The organism is Microbacterium sp. NPDC057407 (genome assembly GCF_042803895.1).
In the GTDB taxonomy this organism is placed as follows: domain Bacteria; phylum Actinomycetota; class Actinomycetes; order Actinomycetales; family Microbacteriaceae; genus Microbacterium.
The window spans coordinates 452,661-472,396 of record NZ_JBHVCA010000001.1; the positions used below are offsets into that span (position 1 = coordinate 452,661).

Below are 19,736 nucleotides of genomic sequence, written 5' to 3' on the forward strand. Positions count from 1 at the left end.
GCGCGGCCGCGCGTGAGGGAGAAGCGGATGCCTCCACAGCCGTGTCCGATTTCCGCGAGCCGATGTCGGGGGCGCGTGTCAGGCTAAGGGCATGAGCCTGGCGATGACCTTCGACGAGCGGTACCGCGCGATCGATTCCCGCGACACCCGTTTCGACGGTCAGTTCGTCACGGCCGTGCGTTCGACCGGCATCTACTGCCGCCCCAGCTGTCCGGCGCGCACCCCGAAAGCGTCGAACGTCACGTTCTACCCGACGTCGGCGGCCGCCCACGAGGCGGGGTACCGCGCCTGCAAGCGATGCCTTCCCGAGGCGGCTCCGGGCTCGCCCCAGTGGAATCTGCGGGGCGACACCGCGGGGCGCGCCATGCGCCTCATCGCCGACGGGGTCGTCGAGCGCGAGGGCGTGCCCGGGCTCGCGCGACGACTCGGGTACTCGCCGCGGCATCTGAACCGCCTGCTGACGGCCGAGCTGGGCGCCGGTCCGCTCGCCCTCGCTCGTGCTCAGCGGGCTCAGACGGCGCGCATGCTGCTGGTCGGCACCGATCTGCCCGCCGCCGACGTCGCCTTCTCGGCCGGCTTCGCCAGCGTCCGCCAGTTCAACGACACGGTGCGCGAGGTGTTCGGCATGACGCCGCTCGAGCTGCGCGCGCGTCGACGTGCCCTGCCGGGGTCGGCGTCCGGCCTCGAGGCGACCGTGCTCGGCACGATCGACCTCGTCCTGCCCCACCGCGGCCCGCTCGATGTCGACGGGCTCTTCGCGTGGATGGCGGCCCGCGCCGTCACGGGGGCCGAGACGGCAACCCCCGTTTCGTTCGGTCGCACGCTCGCGCTGCCGCACGGTCCCGCGTGGTTCGAGTTGCGCGTCGACGACCTCGGCCGTGTGCGGCTGCGCGCCCGGCTGGCGAACCTGGCCGACCTCTCGATGCTCGTCACGCGGGCGCGACGGCTGTTCGATCTCGACGCCGACCCGCTCGCCGTCGACGAGGCGCTGACCCGCCAGCCCGAGCTCGCGCCGCTGGTCGCGTCGCTTCCCGGCATCCGTGTGCCGGGTGCCGCCGACCCGCACGAGATGCTGATCCGTGCCATGGTGGGGCAGCAGATCACCGTCGTGGCCGCGCGCACCGCGCTCTCGGCCCTGACCGCGGCCCTGGGCGACGACGTCGTGGGGTTCGACGGCACCGACAAGCTCTTCCCGACGATGGCGGCGATCGCCGAGCGGGGCCACGAGGTGCTGCGGGGGCCGGCCGCGCGCATCCGCGCGATCACCGGCGCTGCGGCCGCGCTGGCCGACGGGTCGCTGACGCTCACCACCGGCGACGACGCCGTCGAGCAGCGGGCGGCGCTCCTGGCGATGCCGGGGATCGGACCCTGGACCGCCGACTACGTGCGCATGCGCGTGCTCGGCGACCCCGACGTCTTCCTCCCCGGCGACGTCGCGGTCCGCACGGGTGCCGCCGCGAGCGGTCTGCCGTCCGAGCCGCGTCCGCTCACCGACTGGGCGGTCCGCACCGCTCCCTGGCGCAGCTACCTCACCGCGCACCTGTGGCGCGCCGTGCCGCCCCGACCTGCTCCGTCCCGCGCGCGCCGGCGTGCGGCATCCGACACCCCATCGCTCGAGGAGGCGATCGCATGACCACCGCGACCATCCAGACCGTCGACACCCCCGACGGCGCTTTCACGATCCTCGTCGACGACCGTCAGCGCGTGCTCGCCTCGGGGTGGACGGCCGACGCCGACCGCATCCTCGGCCGGCTGCGGGCGGGCACCCGACCCTCGGCGGTGCGGGAAGGGACGACGGATGCCGCGGACGCGGTGTCCGCGTACTACACGGGCGACCTGGCGGCGATCGACGGGGTCGCCGTCGCACAGGAGGGCACCTCGATGCAGCGCACGGGGTGGGAGGCGCTGCGTCGCATCGCGCCGGGGCACCCGCTGACGTACGCGGAGTTCGCCGTCGAACTCGGGGCGCCGTCGGCCGTGCGCGCCGCAGCGTCGATCTGCGCGCGCAACGCGCCCGCGCTCTTCGTGCCCTGCCACCGGGTGCTCCGCACCGGCGGCGCCCTGGGCGGCTTCGCCTGGGGGCTCGACGTCAAGCGTTCGCTGCTGGCGCGCGAAGCGGGCGTGCCGGCACTGGTGTGAGCTTCCGGGGGAGCGGAAACCGCCGTTGCTTTCAGCGAACGTCCAGGTCTAGGCTGGAGGGCTGTCGCGTCGTTTCGGTGCGGCAGCCCCGTCCGCTCTCACCTCAGGAGGATGCCATGTCCCAGGCCATGATCGCCGCGAAGACCGCCTTCGTCCTCCGCATCGCCGCGCCCGAGCGCCGCCGGATCCAGGGGTAGTCCGCCACCTCCCGTCCCGGCTCACGCCGGCCTCGGCATACTGCCGCCCTTCGGAGCGTTCCTGTCGTCAGGGCTCCGTCGCGCCACGCGCATCTGCGACCCCATCCGGGTCCTCCGCTTCACCGTCCCCACAAGGATCATGACCATCACCGCCGCTCCACCGCCACCGTCCCCGTCCTCGCCGCAGCGCGACATGTCCACGCCGAAGGCTCTGGGCCGTCTGCTCCCGTTCGCGCGACCGGTGCTCGGGCGCCTCGCCCTCGGCGCCGTCAGCGCGCTCGTCGCCAGCCTGCTCGCCCTGTCGATCCCGCTCGTGCTCGAGGCGATCGTCGCCGGACCCATCGCATCGGGCGACCTCGCCCAGATCGCGTGGGGCTCCGCCGCCGTGCTCGCCCTCGGTCTGGCCGAAGCCGCGATGGTCTGGCTGCGCCGCTGGTTCGTGCTCGGACCCGCGACCAAGGTCGAGTACGACCTTCGCCAGTCGTTCTACTCCCGGCTGCAGCGCCTCCCGGTCTCGTTCCACGACAGGTGGCAGTCGGGCCAGCTGTTGAGCCGCATGATGCAGGACATCAGCATGCTGCGGCGCTGGATGGCCTTCGGCCTCCTGCTGCTCATCGTCAACGTCCTCACCATCCTCGTCGGGACGGTGCTGCTGTTCCGGTGGCACTGGCTGCTGGGCACGATCTTCCTCGTGACCTCGATCCCGCTCTGGTACGCGGGCTACCGGTTCGAGAAGACGTACGGCACGCTCACCCGCCAGAGCCAGGACCAGGCGGGCGACCTCGCCACCTCGGTCGAGGAGAGCGTGCACGGCATCCGTGTGCTCAAGGCGTTCGGTCGGGGCAAGCACGCGCTCCGCAAGTTCACCGAGCAGGCCGAGACGTTGCGCGAGACCGAGCTGAGCAAGGCCCGTGCCGTCGGCTGGATCTGGTTCTGGCTCGTGCTGCTGCCCGATATCGCGTTCGCGCTCTGCCTGGGCGCCGGCATCTACCTCGTCACGCTCGGGCAGCTGCAGACCGCCGAACTCATCGCCTTCTTCGCGATGGCGACGGTGCTGCGGTGGCCGATGGAGTCGATCGGCTTCCTGTTCTCGTTCACCCTCGACGCGCGCACGGCGACCGACCGCATCTTCGAGGTCTTCGACGAGCACAACACGATCACCGACCCCGCCGCCCCGACCGCCATCGAGCGCCCGCGCGGCGAACTGGTGTTCGAGGGCGTGCACTTCCGATACGCGGATGCGCCGGCCCACGAACCCGACCTGCTCGACGGGATCGACCTCAGCCTGCGGCCCGGCGAGACGATGGCTCTGGTGGGCCTGACCGGCTCGGGCAAGACGACGCTCACGACGCTGCCCGCGCGCCTCTACGACGTCACCGCGGGACGAGTGACCCTCGACGGCGTGGACGTGCGCGACCTCACCCTGTCCGAGCTGCGTCGCCACGTCGGCATGGCTTTCGAGGACGCCACGCTGTTCTCGCAGTCCGTGCGCGACAACGTGCTCCTCGGGCGCGAGGATCTCGCCCCCGGCACGCCCGAGGCGGACGCGGTCATGCGTGAGGCACTGCAGGTGGCCCAGGCCGGATTCGTGGACGATCTGCCCGACGGCGTCGACACCGTGATCGGCGAAGAGGGCCTGTCGCTCTCGGGAGGCCAGCGTCAGCGGCTCGCCCTCGCGCGTGCCGTCGCCGCGCGGCCCGCGGTGCTCGTGCTCGACGACCCCCTCTCGGCGCTCGACGTCGACACCGAGGCCCTCGTCGAGGACGCGCTGCGCGAGGTGCTGCACGAGACCACGGCGCTCGTCGTGGCGCACCGGCCGTCGACCGTCATGCTCGCCGACCGGGTCGCGCTCCTCGAGGGCGGCCGCGTCACGGCGGTCGGGACGCACTCGGAGCTGCTGCGCGACAGCGACCACTACCGGCACGTGATCTCGAGCCTCGAGGTCGAAGAGGCCCGACTCCGTGCCAGACAGCAGGACCAGGACTGGGAGGTGAACCTGTGAGCACCACGACCGTCACCGGCACGAGCGGCGAAGACCGCTCCGACTACACCCGCGCCGAGAGCAAGGCGATCCGCAAGCGCTCGCTGCGGCTGCTCGGCTCCCTCGTGACCCCGGTTCGCGGCCAGCTCTGGCTCGCGGCGATCGTCCTCGTCGTGTCGACCGCGTTCCGCGTCGCCGGGCCCGCCCTCATCGCGTTCGGCATCGACAACGCGCTTCCCGCGGCCGTCGAGCAGCTGAACTGGCTGCCGACGATCGGCGTGGTCGCGCTCTACCTCGTCACCGGCATCGCCGGCTCGGCGCTGATCGGCTGGTACGTCGTCGTGGCGGCGCGGCTCACCCAGGCGATCATGCTCGACCTGCGCAAGCGGATCTTCCTGCACACGCAGCGCCTGAGCCTCGAGTTCCACGAGTCGTACACATCGGGCCGCATCATCTCGCGCCAGACGAGCGATCTCGACTCGATCCGGGAGCTCCTCGACGGCGGGCTCAACGAGCTCGTGTCGGGCATCCTCTACGGCGGGTTCACGCTCATCGCCCTGCTGCTCGTGGACTGGCAGTCCGGCGTCATCCTGACGGTGATGGGGATCCCGCTGCTGCTCCTGATGCGGTGGTTCTACACGCGCTCGCAGGTCGTCTACCGCGAGTCCCGTGTGGTCAGTGCGAAGGTGATCGTGAAGTTCGTCGAGACGATGACCGGCATCCGCGCCGTCAAGGCGTTCCGCACCGAGCAGCGCGGCGACCGCGAGTTCGGCCAGCTCGCCAGCGACTACCGCGACGTCAACATGCGCTCGATCCGCCTCTTCGGCACGTTCGAGCCCGCGCTGATGGCGGTCGCGTCGGTGACGGTCGCGCTCGTGCTGCTGTGGGGCGGCATCCGTGTGATCGACGGCGCCATCGAAGTGGGCGTGCTGCTGGCGGCCGTGCTGTACGTGCGCAACTTCTTCTCGCCGCTGCAGGAGGTCGCCTTCTTCCTGAACTCGTACCAGTCGGCGACGGCGGCGCTCGAGAAGGTCTCCGGGGTGCTGGAGGAGGAGCCGACGGTTCCCGACCCGGCGAAGCCGGTGGATCTGTGGAGCGCCCGCGGCCACGTGCGTTTCGAGAACGTCCGGTTCGGCTACTCCGACGACCGGGTCATCCTGCCGGACTTCTCGCTCGACATCCCCGCGGGTCAGACCGTGGCGCTGGTGGGCACCACCGGCGCCGGAAAGTCCACCCTCGCGAAGCTCGTGTCGCGGTTCTACGACCCCACCGCGGGCCGTCTCACCCTCGACGGCGTCGATCTGCGCTCGCTGCACCCGAAAGACCTCCGACGGGCTATCGTCATGGTCACCCAAGAGGCCTACCTGTTCAGCGGGACGGTGGCCGACAACATCGCGCTCGGCAAGCCCGACGCCACGATGGACGAGATCCGCGCCGCGGCGAGGGCGGTGGGGGCAGACACCTTCATCGAGCGCCTCCCCGACGGCTACGCGACCGACGTCAACAAGCGCGGCGGTCGGGTGTCGGCCGGTCAGCGTCAGCTGATCTCGTTCGCGCGCGCGTTCCTCGCCGACCCGGCGGTGCTCATCCTCGATGAGGCGACGGCGTCGCTCGACATCCCGAGCGAGCGTCAGATCCAGGATGCGCTGCAGACGCTGCTCGCCGACCGCACGGCGATCATCATCGCGCACCGGCTGTCGACCGTCGCGATCGCCGACCGCGTGCTCGTCATGGAGCACGGGCGCATCATCGAGGACGACGCCCCCGAGTCGCTCATCGCCGGCGAGGGCCGGTTCGCCAAGCTGCACGCGGCCTGGCGCGAATCCCTCGTGTGAGCCTTCGGACGGACCCCGGCCCGCCGCCCGGCCGGCCGGGGTTCAGGCTCTCGCGACCGACACCGCGGCGAAGAGCGGATGCTGCGCCCCCAGCCGGGCGAGCGTCACAGCGCCGTCCAGCCCGTCGCCGCGCGCCGACACGGCAGTCGCATCGAGGTCGCTCGCTCCGATCCGGGCGCTGAAGGCATCGCGTACCCACCGGGATCGCAGTACCCCTCCGATGGCGCAGACCTCCGCCCCCGACCCGGCCTGCGCCCGGCGGAGGGCGGTCTCCACGCTGAGGGCCAGTTCCGTCCCGGCGCGGGCGCTGATGCGGCGCGCGATCTCATCGCCCTCATCCGCCGCGCGGGCGACCTCGGCAGCGAACGACGCGACGACCGCCACCCGGTCGGGATCGGCCTGAAGATCGATGTAAGCGCTCGCGAGGTCGGGCCAACGGGCCTCGACGCGGGCCCGCAGCGCCGTCCGCGCACCACGGCCGTCGAAGTCGCGCATGGCGGCGTCGAGCGCTTCGCGGCCGATCCAGTACCCGCTTCCCGCGTCGCCCATGATCCAGCCCCAGCCGTCGACCCGCGCGACGCGGGACGGCCCGACTCCCAGCGTCACGACCCCGGTGCCTGAGGCGACCACTGCGCCGCGCCCGTCGCCGAGCGCGCCGAGGAACGAGGTGATCGAGTCGTGCGCCAGTCGCACCTCTCGCACGTGCGGCGTATCGATCGCCTCGAGGAGGGCCGAGGCATCCGATTCCCCTGCTGTGAGGCCCGACACTCCCGCCGTCACCGTCACCGCTTCGGCATCCGACTGCGACAGCGCGGCGCGCACGACGGCCACGAGCTGCGGCCGCAGCGGCGCCGCGGTCAGGATGCCCGGGAACACCGCATCCCTGCCACCCGCTGGCGTCACGAGACGGGTCTTCATGCCGGTCTGCCCGGCGTCGATCGCGAGGACCGCCGGCGTGGTCATTCCCTCACCCCTCAGCCCGACTCAGGGCGAGGGCGACGGGGCCTCGATGGGGGAGGGGTAGTCGAGGCCCCGCCGCCGGTCTCAGGACCCGCGCGGTCGTCATACGCACTGTCGAACAGGGAGAGCTCGCGAGGGAGTGGTCAGAGTCGGATCTCTGCGATGACTTCACCGTACTCGGTCTCGCCGACCGGGGTGAAGCCCACACGCTGAAAGAATGCTTCGGGTCCGTCCTCGCCGGCTTCGTAGATGACGTTCACGTGGTCGACCCCGCGATTGCGCGCCTCTTCGAGGAGCTGCTCGACGGCGAAGCGCCCGACGCCGCGCCCCTGGTCGTCGGCGTCGACGTTGATGCGCCACAGCACCGACTGGAAGTGGTCGACGGGAGCCTCGGGGTCGAAGTTCGCGCTCACGAACGCGACCACCTCTTCGCCGTCGAGCACGACGCGCTGCCACGTCGTCTGCGGGTTCACCACGGTGGCCGCGATGCCATAGCTCACCGGGGCGAGGAACTGCTCCTGCCCGGGCTTGAGCGACAGGTTGTTGACCGCCACGATCGTCGAGGCGGAGAGTTCGACCAGTCGGAGATCACCCATACGCACAGGCTAGCCCCACGCCGGGATTCCAGCACGCCCGGGGTCGACCGGTTACGTGCCGTTCATCCACCGAGATATCTCGACATCGAGATACTTTGCCGTTGCGTTAGGCTGGAAACAGACCAGAAACGGAGACCCCACAGGTGACCGACTCGACCATCATCTACACCTACACCGACGAGGCACCGGCGCTCGCCACCGCGTCCTTCCTGCCCATCGTGAAAGCCGTCACCGGCCAGGCGGGAGTAGACGTCGAGACCCGCGACATCTCCCTCGCCGGTCGCGTCCTCGCGGCGTTCCCCCAGAAGCTCACCCCCGAGCAGCAGGTCGGCGACGCGCTGGCCGAGCTCGGCGGTCTCGCCACGCTCCCCGAGGCCAACATCATCAAGCTCCCCAACATCTCGGCGTCGATCCCGCAGCTGAAGGCCGCGATCGCCGAGCTGCAGGCCGACGGGTACGACATCCCCGACTACCCGGACGAGCCGCAGACCCTTGAAGAGAAGGACGTGCGCGCGCGCTACGACCGCATCAAGGGCTCTGCGGTCAACCCGGTGCTGCGCGAGGGCAACAGCGACCGTCGGGCCCCGCTGTCGGTCAAGAACTACGCCCGCAAGCACCCGCACCGCAACAAGCCCTTCCCCGAGGGCTCGAAGACCCGGGTGGCGACCCTCGGGCACGACGACTTCCGTTCGAACGAGAAGACGACGGTCATCGAATCCGACGACGTCCTCTCGATCCAGCACGTCGCCGACGACGGCACCGTCACGTCGCTCAAGACGGGGATCAAGGTGCTGCCGGGCGAGATCGTCGACGCCACGTTCCTGTCGGCGGCGGCGCTCGACGCGTTCCTGGCCGACACGCTGAAGGATGCCGCGGCCGACGACCTCCTCTACTCGGTGCACCTCAAGGCGACGATGATGAAGGTCAGCGACCCGATCATCTTCGGCCATGTCGTGAAGGCGTACTTCGCGGACGTGTTCGACCGCTACGGCGACAAGATCGCCGAAGCCGGACTCACCCCCAACGACGGACTCGGCGCGATTCTCGCCGGGCTCGGCTCCGTCGAGGGCGGCGATGAGATCGCCGCGGCGATCGCGGCCGACCTCGAGCGGGGTCCCCGGCTCTCGTACGTGAACTCCGACAAGGGCATCACGAACCTGCACGTGCCGTCCGACGTGATCGTCGACGCCTCGATGCCGGCGTTGATCCGCAACGGCGGCAAGCTGTGGGGCGTCGACGGCGGCGAGGCCGACACGCTCGCGGTGATCCCCGACTCGTCCTACGCCAGCGTCTACCAGACGGTGATCGACGACGTCATCGCCCACGGTCCCCTCGACCCCGCGACGATCGGCACGGTCCCGAACGTCGGACTCATGGCCCAGGCGGCCGAGGAGTACGGCAGCCACGACAAGACCTTCGAGATCGCCGCGCCGGGCGTCGTGCAGGTGCTCGACCAGGCCGGCACCGTGCTCCTCGAGCACCGAGTGCAGTCGGGCGACGTGTGGCGCGCGACCCAGACGAAAGACATCGCGGTCCGCGACTGGGTCAAGCTCGCGGTGGGACGCGCACGCGCGACGGGTGCTCCCGCGGTGTTCTGGCTCGACCACAGCCGCTCGCACGACGCAGCCCTCATCGCCAAGGTGCGCACCTATCTCGCCGATCTCGACACCGACGGCCTCACGATCGAGATCCTCGCCCCGGCGGCGGCGACCCAGTACTCGCTCGACCGGCTCCGCAAGGGCGAGGACACGATCTCGGTGACAGGCAACGTGCTGCGCGACTACCTCACCGACCTGTTCCCCATCCTCGAGGTGGGCACCAGCGCCAAGATGCTGTCCATCGTGCCGCTGCTGGCCGGCGGCGGGCTGTTCGAGACCGGCGCGGGCGGCTCGGCTCCCAAGCACGTGCAGCAGCTGCTCGAGGAGAACTACCTTCGGTGGGACTCGCTCGGTGAGTTCTTCGCACTCGCCGCGTCGTTGGAGCACCTGGCCACCACGACGGGCAACGTCCGCGCGCAGGTCCTCGCCGACACGCTCGACGCGGCGACGGGCACGTTCCTCGAGAACGACAAGTCGCCCGGTCGCGCGCTCGGCACGATCGACAACCGGGGCAGCCACTTCTACCTGACCCTGTACTGGGCTCAGGAACTGGCCGCGCAGCAGGCCGACCCCGAGCTCGCGGCCGCGTTCGCCCCGGTCGCCGAGGCGCTCGCCGCCAACGAGCAGCAGATCGTGTCGGAACTCATCGCCGTGCAGGGCAAGCCCGCCGACATCGGTGGCTACTACCGGCCTGACGCGCAGCTCGTCGAGGGTGTGATGCGCCCCTCGCAGACGTTCAACGAGATCATCGACGGCCTCGCCTGATCCGATCCGCGCAGAAGCCCCCGGTCGAAAGGCCGGGGGCTTCTTCGTGCAGACAGCGCGGGCTCAGGTCACGCGTGAACCCAGACCTCCGTGCCCACGGCGCTCCAGTCGTAGACGAACTTGGCGACGTCGATGGGCATGTTCACGCAACCGTGACTCATCGGATTGCCGAAATTGTTGTGCCAGTAGGCGCCGTGGAAGGCCTGGTCACCGTTGAACCAGGTGATCCAGGGCACGTCTTCGGTGCAGTAGGGGGCGCCTTCGAAGCATCCCATGTCTTGCATGGAGGTGTACGCGAAGACCCGGTACGAACCCGTGAAGGTCGGCGTGTCGCCGAGACCTGACGAGATCGCGTACGAGCCGATCACCTTGTCGTTCTCGTACAGGTAGGTCGTCTGCGCGCTCAGGTCGACCTCGATGCGGCGCTCGAGTGCGGTGGTGGCGAAGTCGGCCTCGTCGACCGGCAGCGCGTACGCCGCGTCGCCACCGGCCAGCTGGGCGGCGAACTCGGCCGCGATGTCGCCCGTGTCTCCGAGCGTGCGGCCCGTGACGCCCTCGGTCAGGGTGCGCAGCACCTGGCCGGCGCTGTCGGTGACGACCACCGCGTCGACCACGTCGCGGTTCACCGCCTTCGCGAGGCGGGGCACGACAGCTTCGATCGCCGCTTCGTCGGCGGCGATCTCGAAGGTTCCCCGCTCGCCCGGAGTCACCGTCAGCCACGACGCCGCCACCTCGCGCGAGACAGGCACGGTGCGCTCGTCTCCGACGTAGAAACCGACCGTGTCGAGCATGGTGTTCAGCTGCCGTGCGGCCGCCTCGGCGACGAAGGTGGGCGTCGGAGCGCTGATGGGCACCACGCTGGTGTCGAGCTCGACGCGGGTCTCTCCGGCCTGGAACGCGTCCTGCAGGGCGGTGCGCACGGCGTCGACGTCGATGCCCTCGCCCTCCTCGGCCGGAGTGGTGACGTAGGTCGCCGTTGCCGCGTCGTAGGTGAGCGTCGCGTCGACCGGCTCCACGTAGAGCTCGGGTGCCGCCGCCCGCAAGGCCGAATCGGCGACTTGTTCGTCGATGAAGACGGGAGCTGTGACGGATGCCGGGAACCACGACGTCACGTCCCACATCGGATGCTCGGCGAACGCCTCGTCGACGAGACCGCGCGCGTCGACCGATGCACCGAGCTCGGCGCCGGTCAGCTCTGCGTCGTCGCCCGCCCCGGTGAGGACGACCGTGGTCGTGGCGAGCCGGTGCTGCACCGCGTCGATGGCGGCGCCCGCGGGCAGGAAGCCGACGCCGACCCCCGCGATGGAGGTGCCGGGCGCGATGAGCACGAGCGAGGACGCGACGAGTGCCGCCACGGTGAGGCCGGCAGCGCCGCCGATCCACAGGGCTTTGCGGCTCTTGCGGGGGCGGGGCTCCTGCGGCGCCCACGCGTAGGTGGGGCCCTCCGGGGCTCCGCCGGCGGGTGCGCCGGGCTGCGGGATCGCCGACGACTGGCCTGCTGCCGGACCATGCGGTTGGGCTTCTTCGGCCCCCGGCTTTGTCGCCAGATCCGTCACGTCTTCACCCCCCGGTTGCGAGCAACGATGGGTTCCATGGTAAAGGACGCTCCCTTGAGGGAAGGCAACGACCTGATCACGCTGCGGTCAGGGCAGGAAGCGACGGGTCACTCGCTGGGTTCGCACAGCTCCTGGTAGCGCTGAACGGACTGGCTGAGGTCTTCGCCGATCTCTTCGAACTCGCTCACCGCCGCGGCGTCTCCCTCGGCGATCGAGGGGACGATGTCGGCGACCTTCTCGAAGACTTGCTGCAGGTCGGGGACGATTGCCGCGACCTCTTCGTTGGTGATCTCCGAGCCGGCGTCCGCGAGGTCCTCAGCCACCCCCCGGAGCGTGTCCTCAGCGGCCTGCGGATCGTCGTCGACGCTCTGCTCGAACTTCGACATGGCGTCGTCCAAGGTGCTCTGTACGAGCTGGCACGCCTCTTCGGTGGTCTGCCCGCCTTCGGCCGATTCCGCGCCCGCCGACGCGTTCGACGACGGGGCCGTGGACCCGGAGCCGACGGGGGAGCCGGTGCACGCGGTGAGGCCCGTGAGGGCTGCGGCGGCGATGAGGACGGCGGCGAGACGACGGGAGCGGAGGGGGCTGCGCATTCCTCCACTGTAGGCGAGCACCTCGGACATGCCCGGGCGGGGACCTGTGCATCCGCCGCATCACCGGCAGGTCACGCAATGTAACGGTTTTGTAAATACCCCGTTCAAACTCACTCGACATCTTGCGGCGCGTTTGTTCGTAAGGTCTACTAACAAACATGTCTGCATCGGAAGTGCAGCGCGGCTCTTCCACGATCGAGTCGCCGCACCCCTCACCACACGGCACCGGCCGCGGCTTCGTGCCCGGCCGCACCCTGCGCCAGGGGGCGAAGGTCCTTCCCGAGCACGCGCGCGGCCACAACCGCTCCCTGCTTCTCCAGACGCTGTTCCACCAGGGGGCGATGAGCCGGGCGGACCTCTCGCGCGAGACGGGACTCACGAGGGTCACGATCTCGGATCTGGTCGCCGAGCTGATCTCCGACGGCTTCGTCGCCGAGATGGGCGTGCGCGAGGCATCCGGCCCCGGCAAGCCGGCCATCCTGGTCGACCTCGACCGCGCCGGACACCGCATCGTGGGCATCGACCTGTCGGGCAGCGACTCCTTCATCGGAGCGGTCCTCACCCTGGACGGCGACATCGTCGCCCGCCGCGAGGTGGCGCTGCCGGCACCCGACGCCGTCGTCGACTCCCTCGTCGACCTGGCCCGCAGCCTCGTCGAGGACTCGCACGCGCCCGTGCTCGGCATCGGCGTGGGCACGCCGGGTGTCGTCGACGACCGCGGCGTCATCCTCACCGCACCCAACTTCGGATGGGCCGGCTTCGACCTCGAAGGAGCGCTTCAGAGCGCCCTCGGCCTCCCCGTCCTCGTCGCCAACGACGCCAACGCCGCAGTGCTCGCCGAATACACGTTCGGCGGGGCCGGCGACGACGTCCTGCTCGTGAAGGTGGGCCGCGGTGTCGGCTCCGGCCTCCTTGCCGCAGGCCAGCCCATGCGCGGCAGCCGCTTCGCCGCCGGCGAGATCGGCCATGTCACGGTGGGCACCGACGGCGGTCCGGTCTGCGTGTGCGGAAAGGTCGGATGCCTCGAAGCCTGGCTCTCGGTGCCCTCGCTGTCGAAGCGCCTCGGCGACGCGACGCCCGCCGAGCGCGACGGCGTCCTCCGAGACGCGGGGGAGCGGCTCGGTATCGCGCTCGCGCCCGTCGTCGGCGCGCTCGACCTGTCGGAGATCGTCCTCTCCGGTCCCACCGAACTTCTCGACGGACCTCTCGCGCAAGCGACCGTCGAGACCCTCCGCGCGCGCACGCTCGCCCAGTTCCACGACACCGTGCGGGTGCGGATGACGGCGCAAGGCCAGGACATCGTCCTGCGCGGTGCGGCCGTCATGGTCCTGTCAGGACAACTCGGGGTGTCGTAGCGCGTCACCCCTCGCCGGGTCCGCGCGGAACGTGAATACCCCCCTCGGATGGGTCACCCGGCCCGCCCAAACCCAAGAGAAAACGCAAAGGAAGACACCATGAACAAGAAGCTCGGAGCCCTCGCGCTCGTCGGCGCTTCGGCTGTCGTTCTGGCCGGATGCGCAGGCGGCGGCGAAGCAGCCCCCAGCGAGGCCGCGACCGGCGACCTGACCGTGTGGCTGGTCGGCACCGACACGCCGCAGACCGCCCGTGACTACCTCAAGGAGACCTTCGAGGAGGAGAACGACGGCTGGACGCTCACGATCGAGGAGAAGACCTGGGCCGACGTCTCCGACACCTACGAGGCGGCGCTGTCGTCGAACGACGCCCCGGACGTCGTCGAGGTCGGCAACACCCAGGCCATCGGATTCGCCGACAAGGGCCTGTTCCTCGACATCTCCGACATCCAGGAGGACCTGGGCGGCGACGACCTGCTCCCCGGCCTCGTCGAGGCCGGCACCTACGACGGCTCGCTCTGGGCGGCCCCGTACTACGCCGGCGGCCGCGTCGTCTTCTACACCCCGCAGATCGTCGGCGACACCCTGCCCGCGACCCTCGAGGAGTACGTCGCACAGGGCACGGAGCTGACCACCGCGACCGTCTCGGGCATCTACGCTCCGGGCCGCGACTGGTACAACGCCCTGCCGTACGTCTGGGCGAACGGCGGCGAGATCGCGGTCCAGGACGGCGACACGTGGGACGCGCAGTTCTCCAGCGACGAGAGCGTCACCGGTCTCGAGATGCTGCAGGACGTCTACGAGAACGCCACGGTCGCCCCCGTGGACGGCAACGAGCGCCTCGGCAACATCGCGTTCTGCGCGGGCGAAGTCGGCTTCCTCTCCACGCCGGCCTGGGCCGAGGGCAACCTCACCGGTGCCTGGCCGTGGGGTGACGAGGCCGCGGGTGAAGAGGTGTCCAACGGATGCCCCGACACCTACGCCAAGGACCTCGGTGCGTTCGCCCTCCCCGGCCTCGAAGAGGGCGAGACCGCCCCGATCTTCGCCGGCGGCTCGAACGTGGCCGTCGCCTACAAGAGCGACGCCCCCGGCAAGGCCAAGGCCGCGCTGGAGATCATGCTCTCGGAGGACTACCAGAAGCTCCTCGCCGAGCAGGGCCTCGTCCCGGGCATCAAGTCGGCGGCCTCGTCGCTGCCCGACACCGACTCCGCCAAGGCTCAGGCCGAGGCGCTGGCCAACTCCAAGTTCACCCCCGCCAGCCCCAACTGGGGCGAGGTCGAGGCGGCCCAGATCATCCCGGACGCGCTCGTGCGCATCGCCCAGGGTGAGGACGTCAAGACGGTGGCCGAGGAGCTCGACACCCAGATCGAGGACATCCTCAACAAGTAACCCCCCGGAGGTGAGGGGTCCCGGTTCCGCCGGGACCGGGACCCCTCCACTCCCACGGCCCGCGACCGCAGGCCCGCAACACCCCGGAAGGAGACGACGTGAGCGACACCGCGACCGCGACCCGGCCCTCGGTGCAGACGCCGCGCGCGGCATCCCGCCCTCCCGTCTCGCGTGAGAGAGCCCGCAAGCGCCGCGATGCCCGCAGCGCGTGGACGCTGCTGGCGCCATCGGTCATCATCCTCGCCGTCATGGTCGGCTACCCGGCCGTGCTCATGGTGATCCAGTCGTTCACCGACTACACCGTGCGCAACAAGGTCCAGGGGACGATGCCCGACTTCGTCGGCTTCGAGAACTACGTCGACCTCTTCACGCAGTCCGACTTCCCGGTGGTGCTGGTCCGCAGCCTGGGCCTCATGGTCGTGATGACCGTGTTCATCATGGTCCTCGGCGTCGTGATCGCCGTCCTGATGACCAAGCTCGGTCGTGCCTGGCGCGTCCTCGTGTCGGTCGGCCTGCTGCTGGCCTGGGCGATGCCGCCCCTGACCGCCACGGTGGTCTGGGGCTGGATCTTCGACACGCAGTACGGCCTGGTCAACTGGGCGCTCAACACGATCACGGGCACCGACGACTGGACCAACCACTCGTGGCTGCTCAACCCGCTCTCGTTCTTCTTCGTGCTGACGATCATCGTCGTGTGGCAGGGTGTGCCGTTCGTCGCCTTCACGACCTACGCGGCGCTCGGGCAGGTCCCCGCCGAGGTGCTCGAGGCCTCCGCCCTGGACGGCGCCAACGGCTGGAAGCGCTTCTGGGGCGTCGTGTTCCCATACCTCCGCAGTGTGCTGACGGTGGTCCTCGTGCTGCAGATCATCTGGAACCTGCGGATCTTCACGCAGGTGTACGCGCTCCAGTCGCGCGGCGGCATCGCTTCGGAGACGAACGTCCTCGGCACGTATCTGTTCCGGCAGGGCGTCGGCGAGATCGCCTTCACCGCCACGATCGGCGTGATCATGGTCGCGCTGCTGCTCATCCTCTCGTGGGGATACGTGCGCACGACGCTCAAGGAGGAGGAACTGTGAGCACCCAGGTCAGCAGCGGAATGCAGCTGGGCACCGTCGGCGTCGACGAGGTGCTCGGCGAGGTCGGCAACGCCAAGCGCCCGCAGCGTCGCTCGATCGACACCCGCCGCCCGTCATCGAGGCGCGTGCTGACCCGCACGCTGCTCAACATCGCGGCGCTCGTCGTCTTCGTGGCGTCGGTGTTCCCCGTGTACTACATGGTGAACCTGTCGTTCACGCCGAACTCGAAGATCATCAGCCGCAATCCCACGCTGTTCCCGTTCGACTTCACGTTCGGCAACTACGTCTCGGCGTGGAGCCGCGAGGCGGCGCCGGGGCAGACCGACTTCAGCCACGCGCTCGGCTCGACGCTGACGGTCACCGCCGGAGTGCTCGTCGTGACGCTCCTCTTCGCCTTCCTCGCCTCCGTGGCGCTCGCCCGGTTCGCGTTCACCGGCCGCCGCCTCTTCATCGTCGCGGTGCTCGTCGTCCAGATGATCCCGGGCGAGGCGATGATGTTCACGATCTACGGCATGATCGACGACTGGCGCCTCATGAACACCCTGCTCGGTCTGGGGATCGTCTACGTCGCGACGGTCGTGCCGTTCACCATCTGGACGCTTCGCGGATTCGTCGCGGGGGTTCCCGCCGATCTCGAGGAAGCGGCGATGATCGATGGGTGCACCAAGTCGCAGGCGTTCTGGAGGGTCACGTTCCCGCTGCTGGCGCCGGGTCTCGTCGCGACGGGCATCTTCGCCTTCATCCAGGCGTGGAACGAGTTCACGATGGCGCTGCTGTTCCTCAAGGGCTACAACCTGACGCTCATGCCGTGGCTCAACGCGTTCCAGTCGTCGTCGGTCGGCGGCGCGGTCAACTGGGGTGCGGTGATGGCCGGCTCGACGATGATCGCGATCCCGGTCGTCATCTTCTTCCTCATCGTGCAGGGCCGCATGACGGGCGGCCTGGTGTCCGGGGCGGTCAAGGGCTGATGCGCGCGGTGCACCACACCCTCTCCCGCGGGGAGACGGGGCGATGAAGGTCGGACTCGATGTCGGAGGCACCAAGACCGACGCGGTCGCGGTCGACGCCGCGGGCGAGATCGTGGGCCGCGTGCGGCTGACCACCGGATGGGGGACGGATGCCGTCACCGCGACCGTACTCGCGGCGGTGGGGGCGCTCGGAACCGACGCGGGCGTCGACGTCGCCGCAGTGCGATCGGTGGGCATCGGCATCCCCGGCCAGATCGAACCGGGGTCGGGGCGTGTCGTGCACGCGGTGAACCTCGGCGTGGACGAGCTCGATCTCGTCGCGGCCACCCAGCCGACGCTCGGTGTCCCGGTGGGAGTCGAGAACGACGTGAAGGCGGCGGCCCTCGGGGCGTTCGCGCTGCACGGCGGGTCGGGGTCGATGGCGTATCTCAACCTCGGCACGGGCATCGCCGCGGGCATCGTCAGCGAGGGCAGCCTGTGGCGCGGCGCGCGGGGCACGGCCGGCGAGGTCGGGCACATCTCGGTCGACCCGAACGGGCCGCTGTGCCGGTGCGGTCAGCGCGGCTGCATCGAGGCTCTCGCGGGCGGCGGGTCGATCGCCGAGCGGTGGGGCCGGCCGGGCCCGCTCCCGGTGCGCGATGTCTTCGACGCCGCCGAGCACGGGGACGAGCTTGCGCGCGTGCTCCGCGGCGATCTCGCACGCGGTGTGGCTGCGGCGGTGCGGGTGCTGGTGCTCACGGCCGACGTTGACGAGGTCGTGCTCGGCGGGGGAGTCACCGCGCTGGGCGACCGGCTGATGGCCGACGTGCGCGCCGAGCTCGCAGCCAGTGCCGAGGCATCCCCCTTCATGCGCTCGCTGCGGCTCGACGAGCGCGTCGAGCTGCTGCCGACCGGGTCGCCCGCCGCAGCGCTGGGAGCCGCACTGATCGGCGCGGCTCGTGGCGCGGAGGGGGCGCTCGCGCATGGCTGAGATCGTGATCGTGCCCGACGAGGCGGCCGCGGGCGGACTCGTCGCCGACGAGATCGTGCGCCTCATCCGCCGGAACCCGGCGACGGTGCTCGGGCTCGCGACCGGATCGACGCCCCTTCCCGTGTACGACGCGCTGCCCTCGCGGCTCGCGGGCATCGATGTGTCGCGGGTGCGCGGTTTCGCCCTGGACGAGTACGTCGGTCTGGACCCCGCCCACCCCGAGAGCTACCGCTCCGTCATCGCCCGCGAGGTCACCGAGCCGCTCGGCCTCGACCCGGCGCGGGTGCGCGTCCCCGACGGGTCGCTGGAGGGGATCGAGCACGCCGGCGACGACTACGAGCGCGCAATCGTCGAGGCCGGGGGCGTCGACCTGCAGATCCTCGGGATCGGCACCGACGGGCACATCGGCTTCAACGAGCCCGGGTCGTCGTTCGCTTCGCTGACCCGCGTGAAGACGCTCACCGAGCAGACCCGGGAAGACAACGCCCGGTTCTTCGACTCGATCGACGACGTGCCCCGGCACTGCATCACGCAGGGGCTCGGCACGATCCTGCGCGCCCGTCACTTGGTGCTCCTCGCGTTCGGCGAGGGCAAGGCCGAAGCTGTCGCAGGGGCGGTCGAGGGACCGGTGACGGCGTCGCTGCCCGGGTCGGCGATCCAGCTGCACTCGCACACCACCGTTGTCATCGACGAGGCCGCGGCTTCCCGGCTCGCGCACGCCGACTACTACCGCTACGCCTTCGCGAACAAGCCCGCGTGGCAGGGGCTGTAGACATGCCCGTGCCGGGTCACCGGTAGGGGCGGTCCTCGCAGTCGACGGCGGTGAGGAATTCGTCGCGAGCCACATCCCTCTGGACCGCATTGGTGAAGCTCTCGCTGGGGATGACCGCCACCTCGACGATGGACGAGTCGTCGAGCCGTAGACCGTCGGCACAGCTGGCGATCACGGTCCAACCCGCGTGGTGCCCGCTCCAGTAGGCGGCCTCGCGCCCGACCCTCGGGGACACGTCCTGGATGAGGAGAGTCGTAGTCTCGGGAACCTCCTCCACCACGACGGCGAGAGGCTTCCCCACTGCATCGCCGATTTCCATGGATCGATCGGCGCAGCCGGCAAGACCCGCAGGCGCCGCTGCCATCAGCGCGACGCCGAAGAAACCAGCTACAGCCCGCACGAGATCGAGTTCGGTTTCGGGTCGAACGCCGTCAGCTTCGAACTGGTTGCCTGCGTTCGCCATCTCGTGCGGCCCACTCGCGGTTTGTACGACACCTGCTTCTGCACCCGGTAACTGTGTCGAGTGCCGACCGCTCGGGCACGCCATGTCTGCCCCGCTCGCAGCTTGGGTGACTGACATGACACCGTCGTCTTCACCTCCTGGGCACTGCTGATGCTGAGTCCTGCGGAAATCACCGATCGGCTCGCGCCGAGGTCGAGCCCGATCGTTCGATCCACGCTCTTGCCGCGGGCGATGTCGCATCCGCCGCCGGTCGTTGTGATCCTGCAGGTCGCGAAGACCGGCCCCGTGACGTTGAGCTTGGACGTCTTGTCGATCACCTTGTATCGAACGGGCGCCGCATTCGCCGGCTGGGGGGACGCCAACGTGAATGCCAGCACGAAGGCCATGAGCGCAGCGACGTAGGCAGTCCTCCGGGCGGTGAACGCGGCGAGGTGAGAAGATCCAGTCATGGAAAGAAGCTATATCTCTTGATGCTCTCAACCTCTGAGAAAGAAGGAACTGTGGATAACTGCCTTCTTGGGCGGGG

Annotated in this window: 17 protein-coding genes; 11 read left to right on the forward strand and 6 right to left on the reverse strand. The window is 70.1% G+C overall.

Translation table 11 applies throughout. The features are described 5' to 3' along the window. The first annotated feature begins 91 nt into the window (after window positions 1-91). The 4 genes from ACFUTX_RS02210 (at window position 92) to ACFUTX_RS02225 (ending at window position 6,152) form a co-directional block, all read left to right on the forward strand. On the forward strand, window positions 92-1,633 hold the full coding sequence (locus ACFUTX_RS02210) for a DNA-3-methyladenine glycosylase 2 family protein (RefSeq protein WP_378860557.1): 1,542 nt from the start codon (window positions 92-94) through the stop codon (window positions 1,631-1,633). Beyond that, window positions 1,630-2,139, forward strand: coding sequence for a methylated-DNA--[protein]-cysteine S-methyltransferase (locus tag ACFUTX_RS02215; RefSeq protein ID WP_378860558.1), 510 nt, complete (start codon window positions 1,630-1,632; stop codon window positions 2,137-2,139). Before ACFUTX_RS02210 ends, ACFUTX_RS02215 begins: the two co-directional genes overlap by 4 nt. Window positions 2,140-2,475: 336 nt before the next feature. After that, window positions 2,476-4,338 carry an ABC transporter ATP-binding protein gene (locus ACFUTX_RS02220; RefSeq protein WP_378860559.1) on the forward strand — a complete coding sequence of 621 codons (1,863 nt, stop codon included), beginning with the start codon at window positions 2,476-2,478 and terminating at the stop codon, window positions 4,336-4,338. Further along, window positions 4,335-6,152: an ABC transporter ATP-binding protein gene (locus ACFUTX_RS02225; RefSeq protein ID WP_378860560.1), complete on the forward strand. Its 1,818-nt coding sequence runs from the start codon at window positions 4,335-4,337 to the stop codon at window positions 6,150-6,152. The genes ACFUTX_RS02220 and ACFUTX_RS02225 overlap by 4 nt, the downstream gene beginning before the upstream one ends. A gap of 42 nt (window positions 6,153-6,194) precedes the next feature. On the opposite strand, the gene ACFUTX_RS02230 is transcribed toward ACFUTX_RS02225, so the two are convergent. After that, entirely contained in the window at window positions 6,195-7,115 is a 921-nt protein-coding gene (locus ACFUTX_RS02230; protein WP_378860561.1) for an N-acetylglucosamine kinase, read from the reverse strand. A 140-nt stretch (window positions 7,116-7,255) separates the two neighbouring features. Then, a complete protein-coding gene (locus ACFUTX_RS02235; RefSeq protein ID WP_378860562.1) occupies window positions 7,256-7,708 on the reverse strand; it encodes a GNAT family N-acetyltransferase in 453 nt (150 codons plus the stop codon). Window positions 7,709-7,851: 143 nt separating this feature from the next. Between ACFUTX_RS02235 and ACFUTX_RS02240 the strand changes: the two genes are divergently transcribed. Then, window positions 7,852-10,071 carry an NADP-dependent isocitrate dehydrogenase gene (locus tag ACFUTX_RS02240; RefSeq protein ID WP_378860563.1) on the forward strand — a complete coding sequence of 740 codons (2,220 nt, stop codon included), beginning with the start codon at window positions 7,852-7,854 and terminating at the stop codon, window positions 10,069-10,071. 68 nt (window positions 10,072-10,139) lie between these two features. Here the strand turns inward: ACFUTX_RS02240 and ACFUTX_RS02245 are convergent, their stop codons facing one another. Beyond that, window positions 10,140-11,627 carry a L,D-transpeptidase family protein gene (locus tag ACFUTX_RS02245; protein ID WP_378860564.1) on the reverse strand — a complete coding sequence of 496 codons (1,488 nt, stop codon included), beginning with the start codon at window positions 11,625-11,627 and terminating at the stop codon, window positions 10,140-10,142. A gap of 107 nt (window positions 11,628-11,734) precedes the next feature. Beyond that, the gene (locus ACFUTX_RS02250) at window positions 11,735-12,220 is read right to left on the reverse strand and encodes a hypothetical protein (RefSeq protein ID WP_378860565.1); all 486 of its coding nucleotides are present in this window, start codon (window positions 12,218-12,220) and stop codon (window positions 11,735-11,737) included. Between the two features lie 158 nt (window positions 12,221-12,378). On the opposite strand from ACFUTX_RS02250, the gene ACFUTX_RS02255 reads away from it, so the two are divergent. The 6 genes from ACFUTX_RS02255 to ACFUTX_RS02280 all read left to right on the forward strand — a co-directional run bounded on the left by ACFUTX_RS02255 (window position 12,379) and on the right by ACFUTX_RS02280 (window position 18,747). After that, entirely contained in the window at window positions 12,379-13,575 is a 1,197-nt protein-coding gene (locus tag ACFUTX_RS02255) for an ROK family protein (protein WP_378860566.1), read from the forward strand. Window positions 13,576-13,674: 99 nt separating this feature from the next. Next, complete coding sequence (locus tag ACFUTX_RS02260; RefSeq protein WP_378860567.1) at window positions 13,675-14,961, forward strand: extracellular solute-binding protein; 1,287 nt, start codon at window positions 13,675-13,677, stop codon at window positions 14,959-14,961. Between the two features lie 98 nt (window positions 14,962-15,059). Next, window positions 15,060-16,037, forward strand: a complete 978-nt coding sequence (locus tag ACFUTX_RS02265) for a carbohydrate ABC transporter permease (protein WP_378860568.1) — start codon at window positions 15,060-15,062, stop codon at window positions 16,035-16,037. Further along, on the forward strand, window positions 16,034-17,005 hold the full coding sequence (locus ACFUTX_RS02270; RefSeq protein ID WP_378860569.1) for a carbohydrate ABC transporter permease: 972 nt from the start codon (window positions 16,034-16,036) through the stop codon (window positions 17,003-17,005). The genes ACFUTX_RS02265 and ACFUTX_RS02270 overlap by 4 nt, the downstream gene beginning before the upstream one ends. 43 nt (window positions 17,006-17,048) lie before the next feature. Continuing rightward, the gene (locus ACFUTX_RS02275; RefSeq protein ID WP_378860570.1) at window positions 17,049-17,975 is read left to right on the forward strand and encodes an ROK family protein; all 927 of its coding nucleotides are present in this window, start codon (window positions 17,049-17,051) and stop codon (window positions 17,973-17,975) included. Further along, window positions 17,968-18,747 (forward strand): glucosamine-6-phosphate deaminase, encoded by a 780-nt coding sequence (locus tag ACFUTX_RS02280; RefSeq protein ID WP_378860571.1) that lies wholly within the window; start codon window positions 17,968-17,970, stop codon window positions 18,745-18,747. Before ACFUTX_RS02275 ends, ACFUTX_RS02280 begins: the two co-directional genes overlap by 8 nt. Before the next feature lie 16 nt (window positions 18,748-18,763). Here ACFUTX_RS02280 and ACFUTX_RS02285 read toward each other — a convergent pair whose 3' ends face one another. Both ACFUTX_RS02285 and ACFUTX_RS02290 read right to left on the reverse strand, forming a co-directional pair. Continuing rightward, window positions 18,764-19,210, reverse strand: coding sequence for a hypothetical protein (locus ACFUTX_RS02285; RefSeq protein WP_378860572.1), 447 nt, complete (start codon window positions 19,208-19,210; stop codon window positions 18,764-18,766). Further along, window positions 19,135-19,596, reverse strand: coding sequence for a hypothetical protein (locus ACFUTX_RS02290; RefSeq protein WP_378860573.1), 462 nt, complete (start codon window positions 19,594-19,596; stop codon window positions 19,135-19,137). Before ACFUTX_RS02290 ends, ACFUTX_RS02285 begins: the two co-directional genes overlap by 76 nt. Window positions 19,597-19,736: the final 140 nt, after the last annotated feature.